1 pseudogene is annotated in these 249 nt (G+C 50.2%); it reads left to right on the top strand.

From position 1 onward, the window contains the following. Positions 1 to 214, top strand: a pseudogene (locus KDM92_RS19320) (IS3 family transposase); the annotation flags it as partial. Positions 215 to 249 lie beyond the last annotated feature (35 nt).

Below are 249 nucleotides of genomic sequence, written 5' to 3'. Positions count from 1 at the left end.
GCTTGGCGCCCTAGAACCACGCCGTAAAGGACGACCGCCTCCTATGTCTGCTCCATCAAAAAAACCTAGCCCAAGTCAAGAGCCTGCAGAGGGATCACATGAAGCGCTGCTCGAAGAGCTGAACTATCTGCGTTTGGAGAATGCGTATCTAAAAAAGTTGCAAGCCTTAGTTCAAGCAAAAGAAAAATTAGCGCGGGAGAGAAAGCGCAAATAGCGGATGAACTAAGGCAGCAATACCCGATCGCACGG

This window comes from Affinundibacterium baiyunense (assembly GCF_018139645.1).
GTDB lineage: Bacteria > Pseudomonadota > Gammaproteobacteria > Burkholderiales > Burkholderiaceae_D > Undibacterium > Undibacterium baiyunense.
This window is presented reverse-complemented; position numbering and strand designations above follow the sequence as displayed.